Raw genomic sequence first — 26,760 nt, forward strand, 5'->3', positions numbered from 1 at the left:
GCGCAACGGCTGCTTCCGATCCGACCGCCGATCACAACGACTTACGACGCGCGCCGCTGCGCACGATCCGACACGGACATGCATGACTCCTTTGCAGGCCCCGGCCGAACACCTTCTCAGCGAGAGAAACGAACGCCTTGCACGTCCGCTCCAGACGTCTTGCGGATCCGATCCGATACCCTGACTTGAGCGTCGGGGCCACCCCCTGCGGGCTTCCCTGCGACGCAGGGTGACCTTAGCCTGATCCGGCGGAATTGGAAAGCTCGGCGGTGCGACGGATTGTCACGAGTCTTGGCCGGGATCGTCCACAGCATCGCGCGTCAGATACCAGCGCCGGCCCTGCCAGCCCGGGCCGGCGGCGCCGTCGTCGAGCGCGGCGAGCAGGCGCACGCCGGGTTCGGCGGCGAGACGCTCGTGCAGCAGCGCCTCGGGCAGCACGTGCATCTCGAACACCGACCAGCGCCGCCACAGCAGGCGCCGCAGCGGATTGAGCCAGCGATTGGGCAGCCGCGCGTAGAGGCGGCCGCGGCGCGAGCCGAGATCGGGGCCGGCGACGAACTGGAACGCCGCGACGCCGCCGGGCGCGAGCACGCGCATGAACTCGGCGACGTAGCCGGCCGCGAGCGCGGTCGGGATGTGCTGCAGCGTCATCGTCGAATAGACCAGATCGACGCTGCGGTCGGCGATGCCCTCGAGCCGGGTCGACGGATTCTCGCGGAACTGCACCTGCGGCAGGTCGGCATTGATGCGGCGGGCGGCCTCGATCATCGTCGGCGAGACGTCGACGCCGACGACGCGCTCGAAGTGCGCCGCGAGCGCGCGGCACAGCCGGCCCGCGCCGCAGCCGAAATCGAGCGCGGAGGCATGCCGCAGCGGCAAGCCGTAGACCGCCAGTCCGTGCAGCTGGGTCTCGATGTCGGTGCGGCCGGTCGCGAGGAACTCGGCCTCGTCCCAGCGCCGGCCGCGCTTGCCGGGCTGCGACAGCACCGCCCAGAGCGGGTCGTCGCGGCCGAGCGAACTCCAGACCCGCTGCAAGCGGGCGAGATCATCGTGCGTGGACAAGACCGTCAGCTCTCGACCAGCTCGACGCCGTCCAGGCCCTGGCTCAGCGTGTGCGCGTCGCCGCCCTGCGCCAGCTTGATGCGCAGACGGACCTCGTTGGCCGAATCGGCGTGGCGCAGCGCGTCTTCGTAGCTGATCTCGCCGGCCTGATAGAGCTCGAACAGCGCCTGGTCGAACGTGCGCATGCCGAGGTTGGTCGACTCCTTCATCACGTCCTTGAGCTTGTGGATCTCGCCCTGGCGGATGTAGTCCTGCACCAGCGGCGTGCCGATCAGCACTTCGATCGCCGCGCGCCGCGACTTGCCGTCGGGCGTCGGAATCAGCTGCTGGGCGACGACGCCCTTGAGGTTCAGCGACAGGTCCATGAACAGCTGCTGGCGCCGGTCCTCGGAGAAGAAGTGGATGATGCGGTCCATCGCCTGGTTGGCGTTGTTCGCATGCAGCGTGCACAGGCACAGATGGCCGGTCTCGGCGAAGTTGATCGCGTGCTCCATCGTCTCGCGCGTGCGCACCTCGCCGATCATGATGACGTCGGGCGCCTGGCGCAGCGTGTTCTTGAGCGCGTTCTCCCAGGAATCGGTGTCGATGCCGAGCTCGCGCTGCGTGATGATGCAGCCCTCGTGCTTGTGCACGTATTCGATCGGATCCTCGATCGTGATGATGTGGCCGGTCGAATTCTGGTTGCGGTAGCCGATCATCGCGGCCAGCGAGGTCGACTTGCCGGTGCCGGTCGCGCCGACGAAGATCACGATGCCGCGCTTGGTCATCGCCAGCGTCTTGATGATCGGCGGCAGGCCGAGCTCCTCGACCGTCGGGATGCGCGTCTCGATCCGGCGCAGCACCATGCCGACGCAATTGCGCTGGTAGAAGCACGAGACGCGGAAGCGGCCCACGCCGGTCACCGCGATCGCGAACTGGCACTCGTGCGTCTTCTCGAACTCCTCGCGCTGCGAGGGCGTCATCACGTTGAGCACCATGTCGCGCGACTGCTGCGGCGTCAGCACATTCTGCGTGATCGGCGCGATACGGCCCTGCACCTTCATCGACGGCGCGATGCCGGCCGTGATGAACAGGTCCGACGCCTTCTTGTGCGCCATCAGCTTCAGAAACGAGGTGAAATCGACGCTGCTCATGACACGCTCCCCGCTCGGCCGGGCCGGCACGCGCTCATCTTACACCGTCGCTTTCACCGGCCGTCCGCGACGGATTCGTCGAATCGCCGAACAGCAGGACCAGCCAGAGCACGGTCGCCGGCACTAGGTGCATCACCAGACGATGCGCGGCGGTCTCGCTCTGCGCCCAGCTCGAAGCCGGCGTCAGGCAGAACAGGAACAGCAGGAACACCCAGCCGGTCAGCAGGAACAGGCCGACCAGACGCGCGCACGGATCCTCGCGCAGCCGCCACGCGCGGTACGGCACGATCAGCACCAGCGCGAGCATCAGCAGATGCCAGTTGTCGGCGCCGAACGAGGCGACGACGATCGCCAGACCCTCCGGCCGCCAGGCCAGGATCGGGCCTTCGGTCTGGCCCGGATTCGGGATCAGCGCGGTGCCGGCGAGCCAGCCGTTGACCGCATCGCCGGCGAGCAGCACCGCCAGCACCAGCACGACTGCCAGCACGCCGCCGGCCAGCAGCATGCCGCGGCGCAGGCGCGGGCCGCAGCGCGCATAGACCATCAGGCCGGCCAGCAGCACCAGCCAGACCAGACCTTCGCGCTTGAGCAGCGGCAGGCAGGCGGCCAGGCCGATCGCGAGCACGAGATAGCCGCGCGAGCGCGGCTCGCGCAGCCAGCACAGCCAGGCGCCGAGCGCGAACACGACCGCGGTCGCGACCCACAGATCGAGATAGCCGGCCAGCGCGACGTGCGAATCGAGCAGCGGCATCGACGCCAGCGCATAGGCGGCCACGGCGGCGACGGCCGGCGCGATCTCCAGCCGGCGCGCGAGCGCATAGACGCCGACCAGCAAGGCGACCAGCAGCGCGAACCACGGCAGCAGCAGCAGCGGTTCTTCCCATCCGCCGCGCGCCTGCGCGAGCAGCAGCTGCAGCCAGGCCGACAGCTCCGGATAGTTCCAGCCGACCATCGTGCGCGTGCCCTCGCCGGTCAGCCAGTCGGCCGGCGCGACGTAGGGCTCGAACCGGCCCGACAGGAACCAGGCCTTGGGCTTGATCAGCCAGGTCGCCCAGGCGTCCCATGGAAAGGCCGGCCGCAGCCAGATCTCGCGCGCGAGCGGCCACAGATGCAGCGCGGCCGCCGCCCATGCCGCCCACCAGACCAGACGCGCAGCGCGCGGGCGCGCCGGAGCGGGCTTCGGCTGCGCCATGGCACGCCGCCGCCAGGCCAGTCCCCATGCGGCCACCGCGAGCAGCGCCGCCGCGACCGGCACGCGCAGCGGCAGCCGGTCGCTGCGCTCGGGCATCAGCAGGCCGGCCAGCAGGGCACAGGCGATCATGCCGGCGAACAGACCCAGGCCGGCGACGAGACCCCAGGCGGTGCGATCGCGCGGCCAGCCGATCGCGGCGGCGACCAGTCCGGTGCCGAGCAGCACGATCACGGCGGCGATCAGCGCATAGCTCATCGTCCGCCCTTGCCGTCGACGCGGAAGACCTGCAGCGCGCCGGCATCGAGCAGCGAGCGCGCCTCGAAGCGCAGGCGGCCGATGAACAGCTCGCGCGTCGGCGCGTGGAAGTTCACGTCGTCGCGCCCGTACAGCACGAGGATCGCGCCGGCCGCGAAATCGCGATCGCCGGCGGCGCGGATCGGCCCGTACAGCGCGGTGTTCATCGGCTGCAGGTAATAGGTCAGGCGCAACGCCTCGTAGACCGACGGCGCGTCGACGAGAACGCGCGTCGCCGCGTCCTGCGGCAGCAGCGCGCGTTTGACGCGGTCCGACGCCTCGAGCAGATTGCCGTCGACGACCAGACGCGACCGTACCGGCCAGCCTTTGCCGCCGTAGACGGCCTCGGTCGTGGCGAGGCGCCCGCTCAGCTGCCACAGCCAGTTCGCATCGAGCACGAGCCAGCCGACGACGGTCGCGCCCGCGAGCAGCGTGCCGATGCGGCGCCAGCGGCGGCCGAACCAGATCAGGCCCCACAGGCCGGACAGGACGATCGTGGCGCTGACGACCAGCAGCAGCGACGGACGTCGCGGCGCGTTCGGGCCGGCCTCGCGATCGACCGAGCTGACCGCGAACAGTCCCCACGGACGCTGCGCGAACCAGTCGGAGCGCAGCGCCGACAGCGCGCCCTCCACCGACGGCGACCACAGCTGCGCCCCGCGCAGCCGGAACGGCTCGAAGCGCTGGCTGGCCGGCACCAACTGCGGCGTCGGGAACTGCGCGAAGCCGATCTCGACGATCGAGCCGTGCCAGTCGGCCAGATCGCTCAACGTGAAGCTGCCCTCGCCGCCGGTCGGGCGCGGCAGCGTGATCACGTGCACCTCGTCGGGCTCGTCGGCGCGCCGGAACAGCAGCGAGAGCTCGAGCACGTCCGGGAAGCGCTCGAAGCGGTAGCGCAGGATCGGATAGTCGGCCGCCTCGACCGGCAGCAGGCTCATCGCCTGCACCGCGGAGCGGTCGTGGCCGACGCCGCTGATCTGCAGCGCGTCCTCGTCAGGCGCGCCGGCGCCGCGGACGACGCGGAATCCCGATCCCGGCAGCTCGAGACGATCCTCCGGCGCGATCGGCATGCCGACGCGCACGCCGGCGGCGAGCGCGATCAGCACCAGCGCGCTCGCCAGCACGCACACCGCGTACAGCACGCGCCGCACGATCATGCGGCACGTGCTCCGAGCTCGGCCAGTTCCTGCGCCGAGAAGCCGGCCTGCAGGCGGGCATCGGTATTGAAAGGCCCGCGCAATCCGCCGGGCAGATGGCGCTCGACCAGCGCGCGAAACGTGCCGCCGGGCTCGCAGCCGGCGCGGGCGCAGCACCAGGCGAACCAGCGCGATCCGGCCGCCACGTGCGCGACTTCCTCGCGCAGGATCGTCTCGAGGATCGCGACCGTTCCCGGGTCGCCGGCCGCGCGCAGCCGCTCGATCATGCCCGGCGTCACGTCGAGCCCGCGCGCCTCGAGCACGCGCGGCACCAGCGCCATGCGCTCCAGACACGAAGCGGCGGTGAGCCGGGCCATCTCCCACAGGCCGTCGTGGGCGTCGAAGTCGCCGTAGACATGGCCGAGCTCGGCGAGCCGGACCGCCAGCAGCCCGAAATGGCGCGCCTCGTCGACCGCCACGCCGATCCAGTCGGCATAGAAACCCGCCGGCATGTCGCGGTAGCGGTACACCGCGTCCCAGGCCAGGTTGATCGCATTGAATTCGATGTGGGCGACTGCGTGCACCAGCGCGGCACGGCCGGCCGGCGTGCCGAGTCCGCGCTGCGCGAGCCGGCGCGGCGGCACCAGCCGCGGCCGCTCGGGGCGCCCCGGCGCCGGAACCGGCACCGGCCCGGCCGCAGGACCGGGACCGAGCAGGCCCTCGCGATGCAGAGCCGCGACGCGCAGCGTCGCCGCCCGCTTGTCGTCGGGGTCGCTCAGCATCAGGCATTCGAACGCGGCGGCGTGCAGATCGGACATCGAGAGAATCGGAGGCAAACCGCCGCGAATACGGGAACGCCCGATTCTGCCGGTTTCAGCGCGGCTGGAAAACCCTGGCCGCCGCCGGCTCCGGCCGCAGCGCCGCGGCGCTGCCGGACCCCAGCGCCGCGGCCAGCGCGAACGCCGCCGGCACGATCTGCATGAACAGCCGGTTCGCGCTGGTGTAGTCGACCGCCCAGGACGAGGCGTCGGTGAAGAAGAACAGCACGAACAGCAGCGACAGGCAGACGCCGAGCACGCGCGCCGCCCAGGCCGCGGCCGGATCGAGGCCGATCCGGCGCCAGCGCCACGCGATCAGCACCGGCAGCAGGTACCAGAGCAGATGCCAGTTCGGCAGATGGAACAGCGCGGCGACCACCGCCTCGCCGACCGGCCGCCAGTACAGATCGAGCGTGCCGACCGCGCCCAGCTCGATGCGGCCCCAGCCGAGCCGCAGCTCGCCGAGGCCCGGTACCGGCACGGTCCAGCCGCTGACGGCCAGCAGCACGACCAGGGCAGCGGCCAGTGCCGCCAGCCCCCAACGCGTCCGCGCCGGGACGCAGCACCAGGCCGATACCGCGATCAGCACGCCGGCCCAGACCGCGCCCTCCAGCTTGACCAGCGGCAGGCACAGCGCCGCCGCCAGCGCCAGCAGACCGTGCGCATGACGGCGCGTACGCGCCCAGCACCCGCCGGCGAACACGGCCAGACCGAAGATCGCCATCAGCCACAGATCGGCATAGCCGGCGAGCGCGACGTGGGCTTCGACCAGCGGCAGCGAGATCAGCCCCCAGTCCAGCGCAACGGCCAGCCAGATCGGCACGCCGAACCAGCGCCACTGGCCGTAGGCGGCCAGCGCCAGCGCCGCCAGCGCACCGGACCAGGCGAGGTTGACGGCCGGCTCGATCCAGCCGCCGGCCGCGCTGGCGTACCACAGCTGCAGCCAGGTCAGGAAATCCGGATACCGCCACGACGGCAGCGTGCGGACCTGCGGATCGGTCGCCGGCAGCCAGTCTGCCGGCGCGACGAACGGCAGCGCGCGATCGGCCAGGATCCAGGCCTTCGGCTTGACCTGCCAGGCGGCCCAGGCATCCCACGGAAAGGTCGGCCGCAGCAGCGCCTCGCCGGCCAGCACCCAGACGCGCCAGACCATCGCGAACACCACCAGCGCGACCAGCACCCACAGCCAGCGCGGCATCGCCGCCTCGGCGACCGGGCCGATGCCGCGTTCGCCCGGCCAGCGCCGGCGCAGCACCAGCGCCAGCGCGCTCGCGACGATCGCGATGCCGGCGAGCCACGGCGCGACCCGATCGAACGTGCGGCCGACCGCATCGCCGACCACGAAGGGCGCGAGCGCCGCGACCAGCACCAGACCGAGCAGATGCCCGTAGCCGAGCAGCACGGCGAGCGCCGCAGCGGTCCGCGGCGGACGCAGCCACGCGGCGACCAGCGCCGCGCCGGCCCAGACCGGCAGCAGCCAGGCGCCCAGATAGGCCAGGCTCATCGCAGCCCCCGATAGCGCACGACCAGCAGCCGGTCGCGCGCGAGCAGCTGCTCGCCGGGCAGGGCGACGTCACCGGCCGCGACGACGCCGCGCGCCGCGTCGAACTGCCACTGCGGCATGTTGAAGAACACCAGCACGCTGCCGGGCTTGAGCACCTCGCCCTGCAGCATCGGCGGGCGCTCCGGATCGAGCCCGTCGGCGAACAGCGGCAGGCCGGCCTGGATCGCGGGCGCCGCTTCCATCGCCTGCGACAGCGCGAACGCATTGCGCGGCAGCAGATGCCAGATCAGCCGATACAGCGGATAGCCGCTGCGCGCGTGGATCAGGATCGGTACGTCCGGCTCGTTGCGCAGCAGCCAAGCGACCTGCTGGGCGACCTCGACCAGATCGCGATCGGGCACCGCCGCGGTGCGCTGCGCGAGGTCGAGCTCGCCGTAGACGGCCCGTGCCGCGGTCGCGCGCCAGCGCAGACCGCCGGCCCAGACCAGATCGAGCAGCCCCCATCCGATCGCGAGCGCCGCCGCCAGTGCCGGCAGCAGGCGGCGCGGCGGCCGGCGCAATGCGACCACCCACCCCGCGGCGGCCAGGGCCGCCAGCAGCGCGAACGTCAGCGTCGGCGGCCATTGCCGGAAATGCGCGCCGTCGCGGCCGAGCGCGTGGACCGAGCGCGTCGTCCAAGGCCACGGATCGAGCCAGGCGCTGCCGAGCGCGGCCAGGCTGCCGCGCCACGACGGCGACCACAGCTGCACGTCGACCAGCGCGAACGGCGCGAAGCCGGCATCGGGCGGCATCACCTGCGGCGTCGGAAACTCGGCGAACCCGATCTCCTCGATCGTGCCGCGCCAGTCCGGTATCGCGCCGAGATCGAAGCTGCCGCTGCCGCCACCCGGCCACGGCAGCTCGACCACGTGCAGCCGGTCGGGCGCATCGGCGCGGCGGAACGCGAACGACACGGCCAGCGCCGGCGGCAGCCCGTCGAAGCGGTAGCGCAGCAGCGGATGGGCTCGGGCCTCGAACGGCGCCGTCGCGAGCGACTGCACGGCGGTCGCGTCCGCCCCGGGTCCCTCCACGCGCAGCCGGCCTGCGTCCTCCAGCGCCGCGCCCGATACGCTCAGAAAGGCCGCGCCGTCCCAGTCCAGCCGCTGTGCGGGCTGCCAGGGGCTGTTCCAGGCGAGGCCGGCGGCGAACGCGATCACGATCGCAGCGCCGGCCGCGGCGAATGCCACGCTCAGGCCGATACGCAACCGCGGCTTCATCGCACGCGCGTAAGGCAAACGAGATCGGTCAAGGCGCGCCCCTGCGAAAACTGCTGCCTTTCAGTGTGCCGCGCGCGCCGTCCGATGACCACCCCGCGGCGCCGGCGACGGACGCAGCCCCGCATCGCGCTCATCGCGCGCGGCCCAGGGCATGGGCGCGCGCGGCCGGCGGCCGCAGGCGCCGGCGCCGATCCGGCGTTCGTCAGCCGACCTGGCGACGCTGCGCCTTGGCCTCGTCGGACCGGCCCAGCTCGAGCTCGCGCAGATAGGTCGGTTCGACGCCGGTGATGTACTGGCCGGTGAAGCACGAGGCGTCGAACTGCGCGAGTTCCTCGTTGCCGTCCATCACAGCCGCGATCAGATCGTCCAGGTCCTGGTAGATCAGCCAGTCGGTGCCGAGGATCTCCTGGATCTCGGCCTCGCTGCGTCCGTGCGCGACCAGTTCCGCTGCGGCCGGCATGTCGATGCCGTAGATGTTCGGGTAGCGCACCGGCGGCGCCGCCGACGCGAAGTACACCTTGCGGGCACCGGCCTCGCGCGCCATCTGGATGATCTGCTTGGAGGTGGTGCCGCGCACGATCGAGTCGTCGACCAGCAGCACGGCCTTCTTGCGGAACTCCAGCGGGATCGGATTGAGCTTGCGGCGCACCGATTTCACGCGCTCGCCCTGCCCCGGCATGATGAACGTGCGGCCGATGTAGCGGTTCTTGACGAAGCCCTCGCGCATCGGCACGCCGAGCGCCTGCGCCAGCGACGAGGCCGCGGTGCGCGAGGTGTCGGGAATCGGGATCACCGCCTCGATGTCGTGGTCGGGGCGCAGCCGGCGGATCTTCGCGGCCAGCCGTTCGCCCATGCGCAGGCGCGCCTTGTAGACCGACACGTCCTCCATCATCGAGTCGGGCCGCGCCATGTAGACGTACTCGAAGATGCACGGCGCGTGCACCGCGGTCTCGGCGCACTGGCGCGCGTGCAGCTGGCCGTCCAGCGTGATCAGCACGGCCTCGCCGGGCTCCACGTCGCGCAGCAGGCGGAAGCCGAGGATGTCGAAGGCGACCGACTCGGACGCGACCGCGTATTCCTTGCCGTCCGGCGTGTCGCGCTCGCCGAGTACCAGCGGGCGGATGCCGTGGCGGTCGCGGAACGCGACGATGCCGCAGCCGAGCAGCAGCGTCGCCACCGCATAGCCGCCGACGCAGCGGCGGTGCACGCCGGCGACCGCTTTGAAGATGTTGTCCGGAGAAAGCGTCAGGCGGTCCTGGATCTGCAGCTCGTGCGCGAACACGTTGAGCAGGATCTCCGAGTCCGAATCGGTGTTGATGTGGCGCCGATCGTCCTCGTAGACCTCGCGGCGCAGCGTGTCGGTATTGATCAGGTTGCCGTTGTGCGCGAGCGCGATGCCGTACGGCGAATTGACGTACAGCGGCTGCGCCTCGGTGGAGCCCTCGGCGCCGGCGGTCGGGTAGCGGCAGTGGCCGATGCCGACGTGACCGCGCAGGCCGAGCATGTGCTCGCGGTCGAACACGTCGCGGACCAGGCCCGGCCCCTTGTGCAGCCGCAGCCGCGAGCCATCCAGCGTGGCGATGCCGGCGGCATCCTGCCCCCGATGCTGGAGGACGGTCAGGCCGTCATAGAGCGAGGCCGCCACTTCCGACTTGCCGACGATGCCGATGATTCCGCACATGGGTCTATCTCATTGAAGAATAATTGGATTCGCCGAAGTCCCGCGGCGCGGTGACCGGCCCGGCGCCGGCCTTACCGCGCCGGCTCGGGCGTTTGCGGCGCCGCGTCCGTGCGTGGCGGCACCGGCAGGTCCGCGATCGGCGCGGCCAGCGCCGCCGCCGGCGCCAGATACCCGGCCACCTGGGCCGGCAGCCGGTCCGTCACCCAGCCCGCCGCCTGCCGGAACGAGGGCAGCAGCTGCGAGCTGCTCCACCACGGATCGCGCGTGAACGGCGTGAAACCGAGCAGCAGCACCACCAGCACCACCAGCGCGACGCCGCGCGCCAGCCCGAACACCATGCCGAGCAGCCGGTCGGTACCGGACAGCCCGCTGCCGCTGACCAGCTTGCGCAGTACGAAACCCACCAGCGCACCGCCGATCAGCACGGCGACGAAACACAGCGCGTAGGCCAGCAGCACGCGCGCCGAGGGCACCGATATGCTGTCGAAAAACCGCTCCGCAAGCACCGGCCCGAACAGCCAGGCCAACCAGAACGCGAGTGCCCAGCACGCCAGCGCGAACACCTCGGCGACGAAGCCGCGCCAGAAGCCGATCAGCACCGACAAGGCCAGCACCGCCAGGATCGTGTAGTCGGCCCAGTTCATGCCGTCGTCCGCCGCCGCGCACCATTCCGGTACTGGTTCAGTTCCGCGCGAGACGCCGGCCGCGAGCACTGGCCCCGGAGCCGGCCCGCCACGCCGCTCACGGCTGGGTGACGACCAGCCCGTCGAGCTTGAGCTTCTCCTTGATGCGATCGCGCAGGCGCGTCGCGCCTTCGCGGCCGGCCTCGGGGCCGGCGCGGACGCGCCACAGGATCTGTCCGTTGCTCGAGGTCTGATCGACGAACGCGGCGAACTGCGCCGCACGCAGGCGCTCGCGCAGCTTGTCGGCCTCCTCGCGCGTCTTGAACGCGCCGAGCTGAACGGCCCAGCCGCCGGCTCGGGCCGGCGCGGCCGCCGGTGCCGGTGCATCGGCGACGGCATCGGTGCTCGACTCGACGACCTTGCTCGGCGCCTTGACACCGGTACCGGCGATCCGCAGCCGCGCCGCCTCGGCGGCCGCGCGGTCGGCATACGGCCCGACACGCACGCGCGTGGTCTGCTTGCCCTGGAACGCGCTCGGCTCGGCGAACGCGGCGAAGCCGCCGCGCTTGAGCCCGGCGACCAGATCGTCGGCATTCTTGGTGTTGCCGTAGTCGCCCAGATGCACGAAGTAGCGGCCGTTCGCGGCGATGCCGGCGGCAGCCGCAGGCGAGGCCGGGGCGGTCCGGTCGGGCGCCGCCGGTGCGGTGGCGGCCGGACCCGGCACCGGCACCGGCTCAGGCGCCGGCGCGGTCGAGGCGGTCGGCGGGGGCTCCGCGCGCGGCGGAATGTCGACCGTCGCCAGCGCGTCGGACGGTGGCGCGGGTGCCGGACCGGCCGGCGCAGCCGCGGACGGCGAAGGCGACGGAGAGGCCGGCTCCACCGGGAGCACGCGGGTCTGGAACTCGCGGTCCGGCGCCGGCGGGATCTGCAGGCTGACGGTTTCCGATTCCTGCTTGGGACCGGACCCCGACAGGAACATCGGCACGAAAATGATCGCCAGTGCGATCAGCACCGCGGCGCCGAGCAGGCGCTGTTTCAGCGAAATGTCCATCGACTCTCAGTGACCGGTCGCGACCTGACGCGGCGATTATACGCGCGGCCGACGCCGCGCCGCCTCAACGCGCCGTCAGACCGGCCGACTGCGCGTACTCGAGCGCGGCCGCGGCGACGAAGAACGAGCCGAACGCGAGGATCCGGTCGCCGGGGCGCGCCGCACCGAACGCCGCCGCCAGCGCGTCGGCCGGATCCGCATGAACCTGCGCCTCGACCGCGCCGACGATCGCGGCCAGCGCCGGTCCGTTCAGGCCGCGCGGGCTGTGCCGGTCCAGACCGGCCAGATGCCAGTGGCCGATCAGGCCGCGCAGCGGGGCCAGCACGCCCGCGACGTCCTTGTCGGCCAGCGCGCCGTAGACCGCAACGGTGCGGCCTTGACCCGGTGTGCCGCGCAGCCACTCGCCGAGCATCGCCGCCGCCTGCGGGTTGTGGGCGACGTCGACGACCAGCTCGACCTCGCCGCCGAACCGTTGCAGCCTCGCCGCCGCCTGGGCGTGCACGGCGCCCTCGGCCCAGGCCGCGGCCTGCCAGCCGAGTCGATCGCGCAGCGCGTGCAGCGCGGCGAGCGCGGCGCCGGCATTGGCCGGCTGGCACGGCGCCGCCAACCGCAGCGGCGGCAGGTCGAGGACCGTGTCGCCGGACGACCAGCGCCAGCCGTCGCCGGCCGGCCGCATCGAGAAATCGCGGCCGGCCCGCCGCAGATCGGCGCCGGTCGCGGCGGCGGCCTCGAGCAGGCCCCGTGGCGGATCGGCCTCGCCGACGATCGCCGGCCGGCCGGCACGGAAGATGCCGGCCTTCTCGCGGCCGATGCTGTCGCGATCGTCGCCGAGCCAGTCCTGATGGTCGAGGTCCACGGTGGTCACGATCGCTGCATCGGCGTCGATCAGATTGACCGCGTCGAGGCGGCCGCCGAGGCCGACCTCGAGCACCGCGACGTCGAGTCCGGCTTCGGCGAACACGACCAGCGCAGCCAGCGTCCCGAACTCGAAATAGGTCAGGCCGACCGTCGCGTCGCCGCTGCCGCGCGCTGCCTCGATGCGCTCGAACGCGTCGACCAGGCGCGCCTCGTCGACCGGCACGCCGTCGATGCGGACGCGCTCGGTGTAGTGCAGCAGATGCGGCGAGGTGTAGCTGCCGACGCGACGGCCGGCGGCGCGCAGCATCGCCTCCAGGAATGCGACGGTCGAGCCCTTGCCGTTGGTGCCACCGACCGTGATCACGAGCGGCGCCGGCCGCGGTGCGCCGAGCCGCTGCCAGACCTCGCGGACGCGCTCGAGCCCGAGCGCGATCGCACTGGGATGCGTGCGCTGCTGGTAGTCGAGCCAGTCCTGGAGGCGGCCGCCGGCCGGCTTCATGACGCAGCGCCGTCGCTGCCGCGGCGCTGCGCGTAGAAATCGGCGACGAAGCGCTCCAGGCGCGATTCGCCGATCGCCGCGCGCAGATCGGCCATCAACTGCTGGTAATGGTGCAGGTTGTGGATCGTCGCGAGCTGGCAGGCCAGGATCTCGCCGCAGCGGTCCAGATGGCGCAGATAGGCGCGGCTGAAGCCGGAGCGGCAGGTGTAGCAGGCGCAGCCGGGCTCGATCACCTCGCTGTCGCGCGCGTAGCGCGCATTGCGGATCCGCAGCGTGCCCTGGCGCGTGAACAGGAAGCCGTTGCGTGCATTGCGCGTGGGCATCACGCAGTCGAACATGTCCACGCCGCGCCGCACCGCCTCGACGATGTCTTCGGGCCGGCCCACGCCCATCAGATAGCGCGGCCGGTCCTCGGGCAGGAACGGACAGACGGTATCGAGCATCGCGTTGCGCTCGCGCTCGGGCTCGCCGACCGCCAGGCCGCCGATCGCGTAGCCGTCGAAGCCGATCCCGATCAGCGCATCGGCCGAGCGCTTGCGCAGCTCCGGATAGACCGAGCCCTGCACGATGCCGAACAGCGCGTGCGGGTTCTCCTGCGCGTCGAACGCCTGCCGCGAACGCAGCGCCCAGCGCAGGCTGAGCTCCATCGACTCGCGCGCGACCTTCTCCTCGGCCGGGTATGGCGTGCATTCGTCGAAGATCATCACGATGTCCGAGTCGAGCGCGCGCTGGATACGCATCGACTCTTCCGGACTCAGAAACACCTTCGAGCCGTCGACCGGCGAGGCGAACGTCACGCCCTCCTCGGTGATCCTGCGCTTGTGCGCGAGCGAGAACACCTGGAAGCCGCCCGAGTCGGTCAGGATCGGCCGCTCCCAGCCGATGAAGCGATGCAGGCCGCCGAACGCGGAGACGACGTCGAGCCCCGGCCGCAGGTACAGATGGAACGTATTGCCGAGGATCACCTCGGCGCCGATCTCGGCCAGATCGCGCGGCGTCATCGCCTTGACCGAGCCGTAGGTGCCGACCGGCATGAACGCCGGCGTGCGGATCGCGCCGCGCGCCAGCTGCACGGTGCCCAGACGCGCCGCGCCGTCGCGCGCGTGCAGGTCGAAGCGCAGCGCACTCATCGCCGCGCGCCTTCGGGCAGGATCAGCATCGCGTCTCCGTACGAGAAGAACCGGTAGCGCCGCTCGACCGCGTGACGATACGCGGCCAGGATGCGCTCGCGGCCGGCCAGCGCCGACACCAGCATCAGCAGCGTCGACTCGGGCAGATGGAAATTGGTCAGCAGCGCATCGACGCTGGTGATGCGGTAGCCCGGGAAGATGAAGATCTGCGTGTCGCCGGCGAACGGCTCGAGCACGCCGCCGCGCGTGGCGGTCTCCAGTGCGCGCACCACCGTGGTGCCGACCGCGACGACGCGGCCGCCGCGCTCGCGCGTGCGGCGGATCTGCTCGACCAGCGCGGCGCCGACGTTGAGCCACTCGCGGTGCATCACGTGGTCCTCGACGCGCTCGGCGCGCATCGGCTGGAACGTGCCGGCACCGACATGCAGCGTCACCTGGCCGAACTCGACGCCGCGCGCCTTCAGCGCGGTCAGCAGCGGCGCGTCGAAATGCAGACCCGCGGTCGGCGCCGCGACCGCACCGGGCTCGCGCGCGAACACGGTCTGGTAGCGCTCGGCGTCGGCGGCGTCGGGGCTGCGTTCGATGTACGGCGGCAGCGGCATGCGGCCCAGGCGCACCAGCAGCTTCTCGAGCGGCTCGGCGCTCTCGAAGCGCAGCCGGAAGAACTCGCCCTCGCGACCGAGCACGCGCGCGGTCACGCCGTCGGCCAGTTCGATCGTGCCGCCTTCGCGCGGCTTCTTGCTGACGCCGAGCTGCGCGATCGCCTCGTGCGCGCCGGTCACGCGCTCGATCAGGATCTCCACCGCGCCGCCGGTCGGCTTGCGGCCATGGAGCCGCGCCGGCAGCACGCGGGTGTCGTTGAAGACCAGAAGATCGCCCGGTGCGAGCAGGTCGGGCAGGTCGCGCAGCGCGCGGTCGCCGAAGCCGGCATCGGCCGCGTCGACGAGCAGCAGCCGGCTGGCCGAACGCTCGGCCAGCGGCTGCTGGGCGATCAGCTCGGGCGGCAGCTCGAAATGGAAATCGGACTTCTTCAAGACGGCGGCGACGGCGGCGGGGCGCGCATTGTAGGCGGGCGGCGGCGCGGCGCCCAAATCGGCGCGGGGGCACCGGAGCACGTCAAAGGACGCCTGCGCCGCCTCGCCGCGGCGGCTACAGCCAGCCCTTCTGCCGCGCCAGCCGGTAGGCCTCGATGCGATTGGTCACGCCGAGCTTGCCGATCGCCTCGGACAGGTAGTTGCGGACCGTGCCCTGCGACAGGTTGAGCTGGCGGGCGATGTCGCCGGCCGAGGCGCCCTCGCCGGCCAGGCGCAGCACCTGGCGCTCGCGATCGTTCAGCGGATCGGCGACCGACCAGGCCTCCACGGCCAGTTGCGGATCGATCGCGCGGCTGCCGCGATGGACCTTGCGCAGCGCTTCGGCCAGATGCTCGGCCGGCGCGTCCTTGAGCAGGTAGCCGCAGACGCCGGCGTCGAGCGCGCGGCGCAGGAAGCCCGGCCGCGCGAACGTCGTGACGATGACCACCTTGATCGGCAGCTCGTGGCGCTGGATGCGCTGCGCGAGCTCCAGACCGGTCAGGCCCGGCATTTCGATATCGGTCACCAGCACGTCCGGACGCAGCCGCTGCAGTTCGCGCCAGGCGCTCTCACCGTCGACGACGCCACCGAGCACCTCGATGTCCGGCTCGAGCTTGAGCAGGGCCGACAGTGCGCCGAGCACCATCGACTGGTCTTCGGCCAGCAGGACGCGGATCATCGCGATGCGGGGACGCGGCAAGGCATGAGACGACAGTAGCAAATCGCCGCGCGACCGTCCGTCGCGACCGGCACCTCAGCGCGGCGCGACCGTCATGCCGCCGCGTGTACCGGCCGCCTCGGCGCGATCGGGCAGCGGCAGTTCGATCTCCACCACGGTGCCCCTGCCGGGCTTCGAATCGATGCGCAGGCGTCCGCCGAGGGCCTCGATGCGCTCGCGCATGCCGTGCAGGCCGTTGCCGGGCACCACGGCGCCGCCGCGCCCATCGTCGACGATGCGCAGCAGCGCCGCGCCGGCGCGCGCGTCGAGCGTGACCGCGGCCGCGCTCGCGCGCGCATGGCGCTGGATGTTGGTGACCGCCTCGCGCACACCGAGCGCGAGCGCGGTCTCGACCTCGGCCGGAATCTCCAGCTCGCCGAGTGCGTAGCGGAACGCGACGCCGCCGGACTCGAGCAGCAGCTTGGCCGAGGCCAGCTCGGCGGCGAGGCCGGCGGCACGGATGCCGGTCACCGCGCGCCGCACCTGCGAGAGCGCATCGCGTGCGACGCGCATGACCTCGTCGATCTCGCGGCGCGCGGCCGCCACGTCGCGGTCGATCAGCTTGCCGGCGAGCTCGGATTTCAGCGCGACCAGCGACAGCGTATGGCCGAGCAGGTCGTGCAGGTCGCGTCCGATCCGCTCGCGCTCGGCCAGCGCGGCCAGCCGGCGCACCTCGTCGTGCGAGAGCTTGAGCTCGGCGCGCTTGCGCGTGCTCTCGAGCAGGAAGTGATTGCTGAAGAACGCCGCAATGCTGATCACCAGCGTGATCGCGAACACGAAGACCGGATAGCGCAGCGACAGCACCTGCAGCAGGAATGCCGCGAGCAGGACCACCGTCCAGGCCAGCTTGAACGCCAGCCGCAGGTTGAACGTCGCGACGATCGCGACCGCGTAGATCAGATAGGTGTTGGCGAACGGATTGAACGGCAGCAGCCCGTAGCCGAGGCCGGCGATGCCGAGCATGCAGGCGATCTCGCCGGACAGGCGGCGCATGCGATAGCAGCCGAAGTACAGCGGCAGGAACACCGCGATGCTGAGCAGCGTCGCGCCGAGCTGCGGCGCCGGCATGCCGGTCCAGACCTTCGCGCTGCCGCCGTCGTAGTCGAACAGCGCCGGCACGAACAGGAACACCAGATAGCCGAGCATGTAGACCGGCGCCCAGCCGAGGCCGAGCTCGTCGGGCACGAGCCGCCGGCGGATCTGCAGCAGGCGGGCGTACAGCGTTCGCATCGTCGGTGAGGCCGCAAGTGCGTTCATTTCAACTCTACCTCATCGATCATCAGCGCATACGGACCGAGCGGCGCGCCGGCCGCAAAGCCGATGCCGCGCACGCGGGCTAGGTCTGCACCGGCGAATTCCGCCAGCGGCAGGCGCACGGTCGACCATTGCGGTCCGGCGACGAACGCGCGCATCGCCGGCATGCCCTGCACGGACGGCCCCGACAGCAGCATGACCTGGTACTCGCGCCCGTCGCCGCGCGTCTGGAACACCAGTTCGCGGCGCGTCGACAGGTCGACCGGTGCCATCGGCTCGGCGCCCGGAAGGAAGACCACGCCGGCCCACGGAAACGCGGCGCCCGCGACGATCTCGCCTTCGATCGCCAGCGCGCCGGCGCTGCCGGCAACACCCGGCTCGATCCGGCGGTGCGCAGCGGTCGAGCGACCGCCGATCATCTGGTCGGTGGTGCCGTGCCAGCCCGAACCCGGTTGCGAGTCGACCGTCTCGTCGAACGCGCCGATCCGGTCCAGACCGGAACCGTCGGCGCCGCGTGTCGACGCGGCGTCGCCGGCCGGCACGGTTCGCTCGACCGCATGGCCGTTCTTCCAGATCGCGACGATCGCGCGCGTCGCGGTGATCTCGCGCGTCGGATCGCCGTCGACCAGGACCAGGTCCGCACGCAGGCCCGGCGCGATCCGGCCGCGGTCGGCCAGACCCAGCCGCCCGGCCGGCCATGCGGTCGCGGCCGCGAGCGCCTCGCGCGGGCTCAAGCCCGCATGCGTCAGCAGCTCGAGCTCGCCGTGCAGGCTGGCACCGTGCGCGGTGCCCGGATTGCCGGCATCGGTGCCGGCCAGGATCGTCACGCCGGCCGCATGCAGCCGCCGCACGTTGTCGAGCGCCAGACGCCGATGGACGGCCGAGCGTGCGGTCGCAGGGAACCGCGCGCCGAGGCTCGCGACCTGCTCGGCGTCGAGCCGGTCGCGCACGCGCGCATCGGTCAGCAGCGACGCGCCGTCGCCGGCCCCCGCTCCGGCGGCGGTCACCGACAGCGTCGGCACGACGAATGGCTTGGCCGCCGCGGCCGCCGCGAGAAGCGCCTCGTCGACCGGCTCGTCGACGAAGACATGGGCCAGACCGTCGACGCCGGAGCGCACGGCATGCAGCGCATCGGCGCGCCGCGACACGTGCGCGAACACCTGCCGGTCGCGCGCATGCGCCGCGCCGATCGCCGTGGCGATCTGCTGCGGCGTCAGCGTCGGCCAGCGCGTGGTCTCGCTGTAGACCGACAGATCCTCGACGATCAGCTTGACGAAGTCGGCGCCCTCGTCGATGCGCGCGCCGACGAACGCGGCGACGTCGGTGTCCGGCCCGACCGTCGGCACCGCCATGCCGTACTGCGTGCCGTGCCCGCCCGGCACGGTCACCGCGAAGCCGGCGGCCCAGAGGTCGGCCTGGTCGGTCGGCGCCAGCGCGGCGCGCTCGCGCGCGAGCTGCGGCAGTCGCGCGGCGTCGCCGTGCAGGTCGGTCTCGACAGTGACGCCGAACGCCAGTGCCTGCCGCCGCGCCGAGCCGAAGCTGTGCGCATGCGCGTCGATCAGGCCCGGCAGCAGCGTGCGGCCGCTGCCGTCGAGGACCGTCAGGCCCTCGGGCATCGGCAGATCGGCGCCGACCGCCTCGATGCGTCCGGCGCGGACGATCACGCTGGCGCGCTCGATCACGCGCTCGCCGTCGAAGACCCGCACGTCGCGAATCGCGAACGCGGCGGGCGTCGCGTCGGCCGGCCGCGCGGGCGGGGACGACGCCTGATCCGGCCGCGTGCGCCGGTCGAGTGCCAGCGCGGCGGCGAGCACGATCGCGATCGTCGCGATCCAGAGCAGATCCGGCAGACGTCTCATCGAAGCCCTCCGTGCGCTGCGCTCAAGCGGACAGGCGGCGGCGCGCCAGCGCGAAGAACGCGGCCGTCAGCACCGCGAGGATCAGCAGGTGCACGGCCAGGCTGCCGCCGGCATCGCGGCCGACCACCTTCAAGGCGATCTGTCCGAGGTGGTAGGCCGGCCAGATCGGCGCGAGCTGCGCAAACATGCCCGGCAACAGGGTCAGCGGAATCCACAGGCCGGACAGGAACGACATCGGCAGATAGACGATGTTGACGACCGCGGGCGATGCCTGGCCGCTGACCACGGTGCCGATCAGCAGGCCCATCGCGCAGAACGGCAGCGTGCCGAGCACGTTGACCAGCCACAGCAGCGCCCATTGCGACGGCGCCAGCCGCACGCCGGCCAGCGTGAATGCGAGCACGGCCAGCAGCAGCGAGATGATCGATGCGAACGCCATCGCCATGACCATCTTGGCGACCAGCAGCGCACCCGGCGGCACCGGCAGCGCCCGCTTGTAGGTCAGCAGCCCCTGCTCGCGCTCGATCGCGATGTTGACGCCGAAGCCGAACAGGGCCGAGCCGACGATGCCGAACACGCCGTAGGTCGCCAGCAGATAGCGTGCCGCCTCGGCACCGCCGCGGCCGCCGCCGAGCAGCACGCCGAACAGCACGTAGAACAGCGGCGGGAACAGCAGCGTCGGCAGCACGTAGGACGGCGTGCGCAGCAGGCGCAGGAACTCGTACTTGGCCTCGAGCAGGTACGGCCGCAGCATGATGCGCGGCGCGGCGACGATGGCGTCCATCACGCGGCCTCCCGGGTCAGCTCGACGAAGGCTTCGGCGAGCCCGGCACGCTCGATCTCGAGCTCGCTCAGCGTCGGATCCTCGTCCAACAGCTGGCGCACCAGCGTCTCGGCGGTCGGCGCGACGATCTCGAGCCGGCCGCCGGCCTCGACCGCGCTGACCACGCCCGGCCAGGTCGCGACCACAGCCGGCGCCAGGCGTGACAGGCAGCGCACGCGGCGGCGCGCGACGTGCGCGCGAATCTCCTCGACGCTGCCGTTGGCGACGATCCGGCCGGCGCGCAGCACCGCGACGCGATCGGCCAGCGCTTCGGCCTCCTCCAGATAGTGCGTCGTCAGCAGCACCGCGCAGCCCGCGGCGACCTGTTCGCGGATCGCCTTCCACAACGCCATGCGCGCCTCGATGTCCAGGCCGGTCGTCGGCTCGTCGAGCACCAGCAGGTCGGGCCGGCCGCACAGCGCCAGCGCGAACTGCACGCGGCGCTGCTGCCCGCCCGACAAGGCGCCGTAGCGCCGGCGAAGCAGGCCGTCGAGCCCGGCCAGCGCCACGCAGTCGGCGACGCTGCGCGGCTCCGGGTAGTAGCTGCGGGTCAGTTCGAGCAGTTCGCCGGCACGGAGCGTGTCCGGAAGCGCCGCGCTCTGCAGCATCAGGCCGACCCGGCGCCGCGACGCGAGCTGTCGCGGATCGCCGCCCATCAGGTCGACGCTGCCGGTGTCCGGACGCAGCAGGCCGAGCAGCAGACCGATCGCGGTGCTCTTGCCGGCACCGTTCGGTCCGAGCAGGGCCAGCACCTGTCCGGGCCGCAGGACCAGATCGACGCTGTCGAGCGCCAGCGTATCGCCGTAGCGCTTGCTGACGCCGCGAAGACGCGCGTGGGAATGCGAGATGTCGATCATGGCCTGTGCCCGGGTCCGAGGGAGTGAGCACAGCCTAGGCATCGCGCGCGGACCGCATCAGTCGCGCCGGTCAACCGCCGCGGATGACGCCTGTCATGTCCGGGGGTACCGCCCCCGACGCCCCTGTGATACCCTTGCCGGATTCATTTTTTCCTTTTCAGTCAACAACTAAGCGCAAGCGCAGCGACGATGGGGTCAGCGCGGCGCCGGTTCGTTCTCGGAGTCACGCTATGAACGGGTTGATCAGCAAACTGCGCGAGATGCGCCAGGCGGGCGGCACGCCGCGGACCACCGGCCTCGCCGACGACGTCGTCGAGACCTTCGCCGCGAGCCATCCGGAACTGGCCGAGGCGATCGAGGCGGCCCATGCGGCCTATCGCGAGCTCGGCGCCTCGATGGCCGACTTCCTCGCGCTCGACGAGAACGAGCAGATCCGCCGGGTCCAGGCCGGCTTCGTCAATTTCTATCCGGACGACGCGATCAATCCGTACGTGGCATTGGCCGCACGCGGCCCGTGGCTGATCACGCTGAAGGGCGCCGTCGTGCACGACTCCGGCGGCTACGGCATGCTCGGCTTCGGCCACGCACCGGCGCCTGTGCTCGCGGCCCTGGCCGGCCGGCAGGTCATGGCCAACGTGATGACGCCGAGCCTGAGCCAGCTGCGCTTCGTCGAGGCGCTGCATCGCGAGATCGGCCATCGCCGCGGCGGCTCGCCGTATGCGCGCTTCTTCTGCCTAAATTCCGGTTCCGAGGCGATGACGCTGGCGAGCCGCATCGCCGACATCAACGCCAAGCGCATGACCGACCCGGGCGCGCGCCACGCCGGCCGCGCGATCAAGCGCCTCGCGGTCAAGGGCTCGTTCCACGGCCGCACCGAGGGGCCGGCCGCGTTCTCCGATTCCAGCCGCAAGGCCTATGTCGAGCACCTGGCCAGCTACCGGCACGAGGACAGCCTGATCACGGTCGAGCCCTACGACGTGGCGCAGCTGCGCCAGGTGTTCGCCGATGCCGATCGCAACGGCTGGTTCATCCAGGCGATGTTCCTCGAGCCGGTCATGGGCGAGGGCGACCCGGGCCGTGCGGTGACGCGCGAGTTCTACCTGGCCGCACGCGAGCTGACGCGCGCGCACGGCGCGCTGCTGCTGGTCGACTCGATCCAGGCCGGCCTGCGCGCGCACGGCGTGCTGTCGTTCGTCGACTACCCCGGCTTCGAGGACGTCGAAGCGCCGGACCTGGAGACCTATTCCAAGGCGCTCAACGCCGGCCAGTATCCGCTGTCGGTGCTCGCGGCCGCGCCGGCCGCCGCGGAGCTCTACCGCAAGGGCGTCTACGGCAACACGATGACGACCAATCCGCGCGCGCTCGACGTCGCCTGCGCGGTGCTCGACCAGCTCACGCCCGCCGTGCGCGAGAACATCCGCGCGCGCGGCGAGGAGTTCCTCGCCAAGCTCGAGCGCCTGCGCGCCGAGCTGCCCGACTGCATCACCAAGGTGCAGGGCACCGGCCTGCTGTTCTCGTGCGAGCTGGCGCCGTCGTTCAAGTGCTACGGCACCGGCAGCACCGAGGAATGGCTGCGCGAGCACGGCTTCGGCGTCATCCACGGCGGCGCCAACTCGCTGCGCTTCACGCCGCCGTTCACGGTCACCAGCGCCGAGGTCGATCTGCTGATCGACGGCCTGCGCCGCTCGCTCGTCGAAGGTCCGCGCCAGCGCGCCGACGCCAAGGCCGCGGCCTGATCGTCCCGCACGCATTGCCGATCGCACGCGATCGGCAATGCCGCAGCCGCGTCAGATCGAGCGGAAGCGGTCGGTCGCCTCGAGCAGTTCGTGGGCGATGCCGGGCTCGAACGCCGAGTGCCCGGCATCCGGCACGATCCTGAAATCGGCTTCCGGCCAGGCGCGGTGCAGGTCCCAGGCGCTGCGCATCGGGCAGACCACGTCGTAGCGGCCCTGCACGATGACCGCCGGAATGCCGCGCAGGCGGCCGGCGTTGCGCAGCAGCTGGTCCTCGTGCTCGAAGAAGCCGCCGTGCACGAAGTAGTGGCACTCGATCCGCGCGAACGCGAGCGCGAACGCATCGACCGCGGTGCCGGCGACGTGCTGCGGATCGGGCAGCAGGAAGCTCGTCGAGCCCTCCCAGACCGACCAGGCCTTGGCGGCCGCCAGCCGCGCCTCGGGATCGGCGCCGGTCAGCCGCCGGTAGTAGGCGCTCATCAGGTCGCCGCGCTCGACTTCCGGAATCGCCGCGAGATAGGTCTCCCAGGCGTCCGGATACAGCGCGTCGCAGCCGCTCTGGTAGAACCATTCCAGCTCCCAGCGGCGCAGCATGAAGATGCCGCGCAGGACTAGCGCGCTGACGTGCTCGGGATGGGTCTGCGCATAGGCGAGCGCGAGCGTGGAGCCCCAGGATCCGCCGAATACCTGCCAGCGCGTCACGCCGAGGTGCTCGCGCAGACGCTCGATATCGGCGACCAGGTGCCAGGTCGTGTTGTCGGTCAGCTCCGCATGCGGCGTCGAGCGCCCGCAGCCGCGCTGATCGAACAGCACGATGCGGTAATGCGCCGGATCGAAGAACCGCCGCGCCTTCGGACTGCAGCCGGCACCGGGACCGCCGTGCAGGAAGACCACCGGCCTGCCGTGCGGGTTGCCGCACTGCTCGTAGTAGATCCGATGCAGCGGCGAGACCTGCAGGAAGCCGCTGTCGTAGGGCTCGATCTCCGGATACAGCGTGCGATGGCGTTCGGTCATGGCGACTCCGAAAACGACACCGGCGCCACAAGGGCGCCGGTGTCGACAGATGCGGCCGCGATGGTCGGGGCGGCGGGATTCGAACCCACGACCCCCTGCCCCCCAGGCAGATGCGCTACCAGGCTGCGCTACGCCCCGACTGCTGCGGCATGAAGACGCGATTGTAGCAGGGCTTCAGCGCCGAAGTATCTGCAGGACTTCTTCCAGTTCCATCCGCACCTGGCGGACGATCTGGTTGGACATGTTCGCTTCGGTGCGCGCCTGCTGGCCTTCCAGGCGCTGACGCGCGCCGGTGATCGTGAAGCCCTGATCGTAGAGCAGCGAGCGGATCTGCCGGATCATCAGCACGTCGTGGCGCTGGTAGTAGCGGCGGTTGCCTCGCCGCTTGACCGGCTTGAGGCTCGAGAACTCCTGTTCCCAATAGCGCAGCACGTGCGGCTTCACGCCGCACAGCTCGCTGACTTCGCCGATCGTGAAATAGCGTTTGGCCGGGATGACCGGCTGTTCGCTATTGCCGCTCTGGTCGAGCATACGCTTCCACTCGGACCTTCAGCTTCTGCCCCGGACGGAAGGTGACGACACGGCGGGCGGAAATCGGAATCTCCTCGCCGGTCTTCGGGTTTCGCCCGGGCCGCTGGTTCTTCAGACGCAGATCGAAATTGCCGAAGCTCGACAGTTTGACCTGCTCCCCCTGCTCAAGCGCATCGCGGACGACCTCGAAGAACGCGTCGACGAACTCTTTCGCTTCACGCTTGTTGAGACCGACGTCGGTGAACAGACGCTCGGCCATTTCCGCCTTAGTCAAGGCCATCCTACCCTCGCAACGTAGCATTGCAACCGCGTTCCAGGGCGGCGACTGCACGGGTGACACAAAGATCGGCGTCCTGGTCCGTCAGAGTGCGGTAACGGTCCTGCAAAATCAAGCCCATAGCCAGGCTTTTCATCCCGGTTCCGAGATTGTGACCGACGTAACGGTCGAACAGGACGAGCTCGTTCAGCTCGGCGCCGACCGCGTCGCGCACGGTCGCGTGGATCTGCGCCCAGGTCACCGATTCGGGCACCACGACCGCGATGTCGCGACGCAACGACGGATAGCGCGACACCTCGGCGGCTTTCGGCACCGCGCGCGGCGCCACGCCGTCGAGATCGAGCTCGAACACGTAGACGTCGGCGTCCAGATCGAGCCGCTTCTGCAGCTGCGGATGCAGGGCCCCCAGATGGCCGACCACCGCGCCGGCACGCTCAACGGTCGCCGAACGGCCCGGATGCAGCCAGGCCGGACCGCCGGCGCGGAACGTGAACGCGGCCGCGTCGGCGCCGGCCAGCGCGAACAGCGATTCGACGTCGCCCTTGAGGTCGAAGTAGTCGAGCGGGCGCGCCGCCTCGCCCCACTGCTCGGCGAATGCCGTGCCGTCGGCGACGGCGGCGATGCGCGCGGTCTCGCGCGGCCGCTCGGCGCCGGCGTGGTACGCGCGGCCGATCTCGAACAGGCGCACGCGCGCCTGCTGACGGCTGCGGTTGCCGGCCAGCGCCGACACCAGACCGGGCAGCAGGCTGGTGCGCATGACCGCCAGATCCGCCGACAGCGGATTGGCCAGCGCGATCGCGCCTTCGTCCAGCCCCCAGTCGGCCAGCTGTTCGCGGCCGACGAAGGCGTAGGTGATCGCTTCCAGATAGCCGCGCGCGGCCATCTGCTCGCGCAGCGGGCGCAGTGCGAGCCTGTCCTCGCGCAGCGTCGGGCCGGCCAGCTGGCCACCCGGCGCGCGGTCGGGAATGTGCTCGTAGCCATGGATGCGCGCGACCTCCTCGATCAGGTCTTCCTCGATCGCGATGTCGAAGCGGTGGCTCGGCGGCGTCGCGATCCAGCCCTCATCGTCGGCCCGGACCTGCAGGCCGAGCGCCGAGAGGATGCGCGTCACCTCCGCGTCCGGCACCTCGATGCCAAGCACGCGCGCGATGCGTGCGCGGCGCAGCCGCACCGGATGGCGGACCGGCAGGTCGGCCGTGGACGTGGTCTCGAGGATCTCGCCCGGCGTGCCGCCGGCGGCCTCGACGATCAGCCGCGTCGCGCGTTCCAGCGCGCGCCGCGGCAGTTCCGGATCGACGCCACGCTCGAAGCGGTGCGCCGCGTCGGTGTGCAGGCCCAGACGGCGCGCACGGCCGGCCAGCGCGGCCGGCGCGAAATGCGCGGCCTCGAGGAACACGCTGCGCGTCGCGTCGTGGACGCGCGTGTCCCAGCCGCCCATCAGACCGGCCAGGGCGGCCGGACGATCGGCGTCGGTGATCAGCAGGAAGGTCTCGTCGAGCGCGACCTCGCGCCCGTCGAGCAGGCGCAGTGTCTCGCCGCCACGCGCGCGGCGGACGCCGACCGGGCCGGTGAGCGTATCGGCGTCGAATGCGTGCAGCGGTTGGCCGAGCTCGAGCATGACGTAGTTGGTCACGTCGACCAGCAGACTGATCGGACGCAGGCCGCAGCGGCGCAGACGCTCGCGCAGCCACAGCGGCGACGGCGCGCCCGGATCGATGCCCTCGATGTAGCGCCCGCAGTAGCGCGGACAGTCGGCCGGCGCGCCGAGCCGGAGCTCGATCCGCCGCGGCGACTGCGCCGCGACCGGCGCGACGTCCAGCGGCGCCAGCGGCAGCGCGAATGCGGCGGCGACATCGCGCGCGACGCCCTCGACCGAGAGACAGTCGGCGCGGTTCGGCGTCAGGCCGAGATCGAACACCGTATCGGGCAGGCCCAGATACTCAGCCAGCGCGCGCCCGACCGGTGCGTCGGCCGGCAGCTCGAGCAGGCCCGAGGCATCGGCGTCGAGACCCAGCTCCTTCGCCGAGCACAGCATGCCGAACGACTCGACGCCGCGCAGCTTGGCCGGCTTGATCGTCAGCTCGCCGATGCGTGCGCCGACCGTCGCCAGCGGCGCCTTCAGGCCCGGCCGCGCATTCGGCGCGCCGCAGACGATCTGCAGGCGCTCGCCGCCGGCGTCGACCTCGCAGACCTGCAGCCGGTCGGCCTCCGGATGCTTGGCGCAGGCCACGATCTGCGCGACGACGATGCCGTCGAGGCCGGCGCCGATCGTCTCGGCGCTCTCGACCTCGTGGCCGATCATGTCGAAGCGCTCGATCAGTTGCTCACGGCCGACGCTCGGTGCCACGCGCTCGCGCAGCCAGTTCTCGGAGATCTTCATGGTG

At 71.6% G+C, this 26,760-nt stretch carries 23 protein-coding genes and 1 tRNA gene; 1 reads left to right on the forward strand and 23 read right to left on the reverse strand.

Going from position 1 to position 26,760, the window contains the following annotated elements; genetic code table 11:
• Positions 1–282 precede the first annotated feature (282 nt).
• The 18 genes from VMR06_RS13085 to VMR06_RS13170 all read right to left on the reverse strand — a co-directional run bounded on the left by VMR06_RS13085 (position 283) and on the right by VMR06_RS13170 (position 20,821).
• A complete protein-coding gene (locus VMR06_RS13085) occupies positions 283–1,062 on the reverse strand; it encodes a class I SAM-dependent methyltransferase (protein ID WP_325376956.1) in 780 nt (259 codons plus the stop codon).
• Between the two features lie 5 nt (positions 1,063–1,067).
• Positions 1,068–2,195: a PilT/PilU family type 4a pilus ATPase gene (locus tag VMR06_RS13090; protein WP_325376958.1), complete on the reverse strand. Its 1,128-nt coding sequence runs from the start codon at positions 2,193–2,195 to the stop codon at positions 1,068–1,070.
• A gap of 34 nt (positions 2,196–2,229) precedes the next feature.
• Entirely contained in the window at positions 2,230–3,642 is a 1,413-nt protein-coding gene (locus VMR06_RS13095; RefSeq protein WP_325376960.1) for a hypothetical protein, read from the reverse strand.
• A complete protein-coding gene (locus VMR06_RS13100; RefSeq protein WP_325376962.1) occupies positions 3,639–4,838 on the reverse strand; it encodes a hypothetical protein in 1,200 nt (399 codons plus the stop codon). The genes VMR06_RS13095 and VMR06_RS13100 overlap by 4 nt, the downstream gene beginning before the upstream one ends.
• Complete coding sequence (locus tag VMR06_RS13105) at positions 4,835–5,635, reverse strand: ferritin-like domain-containing protein (protein ID WP_325376964.1); 801 nt, start codon at positions 5,633–5,635, stop codon at positions 4,835–4,837. The genes VMR06_RS13100 and VMR06_RS13105 overlap by 4 nt, the downstream gene beginning before the upstream one ends.
• 55 nt (positions 5,636–5,690) lie before the next feature.
• Positions 5,691–7,139, reverse strand: a complete 1,449-nt coding sequence (locus VMR06_RS13110) for a hypothetical protein (protein ID WP_325376966.1) — start codon at positions 7,137–7,139, stop codon at positions 5,691–5,693.
• Positions 7,136–8,395, reverse strand: coding sequence for a hypothetical protein (locus tag VMR06_RS13115; RefSeq protein ID WP_325376968.1), 1,260 nt, complete (start codon positions 8,393–8,395; stop codon positions 7,136–7,138). The genes VMR06_RS13110 and VMR06_RS13115 overlap by 4 nt, the downstream gene beginning before the upstream one ends.
• Positions 8,396–8,597: 202 nt before the next feature.
• Positions 8,598–10,076, reverse strand: coding sequence for an amidophosphoribosyltransferase (purF, locus tag VMR06_RS13120; RefSeq protein ID WP_325376970.1), 1,479 nt, complete (start codon positions 10,074–10,076; stop codon positions 8,598–8,600).
• Positions 10,077–10,147: 71 nt separating this feature from the next.
• Entirely contained in the window at positions 10,148–10,720 is a 573-nt protein-coding gene (locus VMR06_RS13125; protein ID WP_325376972.1) for a CvpA family protein, read from the reverse strand.
• A 97-nt stretch (positions 10,721–10,817) separates the two neighbouring features.
• Complete coding sequence (locus VMR06_RS13130) at positions 10,818–11,750, reverse strand: SPOR domain-containing protein (protein WP_325376974.1); 933 nt, start codon at positions 11,748–11,750, stop codon at positions 10,818–10,820.
• 64 nt (positions 11,751–11,814) lie between these two features.
• Positions 11,815–13,107, reverse strand: coding sequence for a bifunctional tetrahydrofolate synthase/dihydrofolate synthase (gene folC / locus VMR06_RS13135; protein WP_325376976.1), 1,293 nt, complete (start codon positions 13,105–13,107; stop codon positions 11,815–11,817).
• Positions 13,104–14,237: a tRNA guanosine(34) transglycosylase Tgt gene (gene tgt / locus VMR06_RS13140; RefSeq protein ID WP_325376978.1), complete on the reverse strand. Its 1,134-nt coding sequence runs from the start codon at positions 14,235–14,237 to the stop codon at positions 13,104–13,106. The genes folC and tgt overlap by 4 nt, the downstream gene beginning before the upstream one ends.
• Positions 14,234–15,271, reverse strand: a complete 1,038-nt coding sequence (gene queA, locus VMR06_RS13145) for a tRNA preQ1(34) S-adenosylmethionine ribosyltransferase-isomerase QueA (RefSeq protein WP_325376980.1) — start codon at positions 15,269–15,271, stop codon at positions 14,234–14,236. The genes tgt and queA overlap by 4 nt, the downstream gene beginning before the upstream one ends.
• 115 nt (positions 15,272–15,386) lie before the next feature.
• The gene (locus VMR06_RS13150; RefSeq protein ID WP_325376982.1) at positions 15,387–15,989 is read right to left on the reverse strand and encodes a response regulator transcription factor; all 603 of its coding nucleotides are present in this window, start codon (positions 15,987–15,989) and stop codon (positions 15,387–15,389) included.
• A 75-nt stretch (positions 15,990–16,064) separates the two neighbouring features.
• Positions 16,065–17,258, reverse strand: coding sequence for a sensor histidine kinase (locus tag VMR06_RS13155; RefSeq protein WP_325376984.1), 1,194 nt, complete (start codon positions 17,256–17,258; stop codon positions 16,065–16,067).
• A gap of 23 nt (positions 17,259–17,281) precedes the next feature.
• Positions 17,282–19,141, reverse strand: coding sequence for a CIA30 family protein (locus VMR06_RS13160; RefSeq protein WP_325376986.1), 1,860 nt, complete (start codon positions 19,139–19,141; stop codon positions 17,282–17,284).
• A 22-nt stretch (positions 19,142–19,163) separates the two neighbouring features.
• Complete coding sequence (locus VMR06_RS13165) at positions 19,164–19,925, reverse strand: ABC transporter permease (RefSeq protein ID WP_325376988.1); 762 nt, start codon at positions 19,923–19,925, stop codon at positions 19,164–19,166.
• Positions 19,925–20,821: an ABC transporter ATP-binding protein gene (locus VMR06_RS13170; RefSeq protein WP_325376990.1), complete on the reverse strand. Its 897-nt coding sequence runs from the start codon at positions 20,819–20,821 to the stop codon at positions 19,925–19,927. The genes VMR06_RS13165 and VMR06_RS13170 overlap by 1 nt, the downstream gene beginning before the upstream one ends.
• A 230-nt stretch (positions 20,822–21,051) precedes the next feature.
• Between VMR06_RS13170 and VMR06_RS13175 the strand changes: the two genes are divergently transcribed.
• On the forward strand, positions 21,052–22,557 hold the full coding sequence (locus VMR06_RS13175) for an aminotransferase class III-fold pyridoxal phosphate-dependent enzyme (protein WP_325376992.1): 1,506 nt from the start codon (positions 21,052–21,054) through the stop codon (positions 22,555–22,557).
• Between the two features lie 51 nt (positions 22,558–22,608).
• Here the strand turns inward: VMR06_RS13175 and pip are convergent, their stop codons facing one another.
• From pip to pheT, 5 genes are all read right to left on the reverse strand, one after another.
• Positions 22,609–23,568, reverse strand: a complete 960-nt coding sequence (gene pip / locus VMR06_RS13180) for a prolyl aminopeptidase (RefSeq protein ID WP_325376994.1) — start codon at positions 23,566–23,568, stop codon at positions 22,609–22,611.
• Between the two features lie 61 nt (positions 23,569–23,629).
• Positions 23,630–23,706, reverse strand: a tRNA-Pro gene (locus tag VMR06_RS13185).
• 36 nt (positions 23,707–23,742) lie between these two features.
• Positions 23,743–24,099: a MerR family transcriptional regulator gene (locus tag VMR06_RS13190; RefSeq protein WP_325376996.1), complete on the reverse strand. Its 357-nt coding sequence runs from the start codon at positions 24,097–24,099 to the stop codon at positions 23,743–23,745.
• A complete protein-coding gene (gene ihfA, locus VMR06_RS13195; RefSeq protein ID WP_067649703.1) occupies positions 24,077–24,379 on the reverse strand; it encodes an integration host factor subunit alpha in 303 nt (100 codons plus the stop codon). The genes VMR06_RS13190 and ihfA overlap by 23 nt, the downstream gene beginning before the upstream one ends.
• A 1-nt stretch (position 24,380) precedes the next feature.
• Positions 24,381–26,756, reverse strand: coding sequence for a phenylalanine--tRNA ligase subunit beta (gene pheT / locus VMR06_RS13200; RefSeq protein ID WP_325376999.1), 2,376 nt, complete (start codon positions 26,754–26,756; stop codon positions 24,381–24,383).
• Between the last annotated feature and the right edge of the window lie 4 nt (positions 26,757–26,760).

Origin of the sequence: Dokdonella sp., from assembly GCF_035511235.1 — a bacterium.
Lineage (GTDB): Bacteria > Pseudomonadota > Gammaproteobacteria > Xanthomonadales > Rhodanobacteraceae > Dokdonella.